Raw genomic sequence first — 1,282 nt, forward strand, 5'->3', positions numbered from 1 at the left:
CCAAAAAAAGAGGAAATACCCATGGCAAAGGCCAAGTTTGAACGCAACAAGCCACACGTCAACGTCGGCACCATCGGACACGTTGACCACGGTAAAACAACCCTAACCGCCGCTATCGCAACCGTAGCAGCAATCAAATCAGGTGGCGAAGCCAAAGACTACGCAGCCATTGACAGCGCCCCTGAAGAAAAAGCCCGTGGCATCACCATCAACACCTCACACGTAGAATATGACACAGACACTCGTCACTACGCCCACGTTGATTGCCCAGGTCACGCCGATTATGTTAAAAACATGATCACCGGTGCTGCCCAAATGGACGGCGCAATCCTAGTCGTATCAGCGACTGACGGCCCAATGCCACAAACTCGTGAGCACATCCTGCTATCACGTCAGGTTGGCGTACCGTACATCATCGTCTTCATGAACAAATGCGACCTTGTTGATGACGAAGAACTGCTTGAGCTAGTAGAAATGGAAGTTCGTGAATTATTGAACGACTATGACTTCCCAGGCGACGACACCCCAATCGTAAAAGGTTCAGCGACCCAAGCCCTTAAAGGCGACGAAGGTCCATACGGCCAACCAGCCGTCGTAGAACTACTAGACATCCTAGACACCTACATCCCAGAGCCAGAGCGTGACATCGACAAAGCATTCTTAATGCCAATCGAAGACGTATTCTCAATCTCAGGCCGTGGTACCGTTGTAACTGGTCGTGTTGAGTCTGGTATCGTTAAAGTTGGTGACGAAATCGAAATCGTCGGCATCAAAGACACTCAAAAAACCACCTGTACTGGTGTAGAGATGTTCCGTAAACTGCTTGACGAAGGTCGTGCAGGCGAAAACTGTGGCGTACTACTACGTGGTACTAAGCGTGAAGACGTACAACGTGGCCAAGTACTTGCTAAGCCAGGTTCAATCACTCCGCATACCAAATTCGACGCAGAAGTATACGTACTAAGCAAAGAAGAGGGTGGTCGTCACACACCATTCCTAAACGGCTATCGTCCACAGTTCTACTTCCGTACCACTGACGTAACTGGCGCAATCCAATTACAAGACGGTACTGAAATGGTTATGCCTGGTGATAACGTTGAGATGGGCGTAGAGCTTATCCACCCAATCGCTATGGACAAAGGTCTTCGCTTCGCTATTCGTGAAGGCGGCCGTACGGTAGGTGCTGGTGTTGTTGCTAACGTAAGCAACTAATTTTAACCTCTACTCTTAGACGTTAAATAGTTAGCTAAAAAGCCATTCTCGAGAGAGGGTGGCTTTTTTT

Annotated in this window: 1 protein-coding gene; it reads left to right on the forward strand. The window is 48.9% G+C overall.

Annotated elements, in window-relative coordinates:
- Nucleotides 1-21: 21 nt before the first annotated feature.
- Entirely contained in the window at nucleotides 22-1,212 is a 1,191-nt protein-coding gene (gene tuf, locus EI162_RS14205; RefSeq protein WP_192524947.1) for an elongation factor Tu, read from the forward strand.
- Nucleotides 1,213-1,282: the final 70 nt, after the last annotated feature.

The sequence above is a fragment of the Psychrobacter sp. FME6 genome (assembly GCF_014861365.1).
Classification (GTDB): domain Bacteria; phylum Pseudomonadota; class Gammaproteobacteria; order Pseudomonadales; family Moraxellaceae; genus Psychrobacter.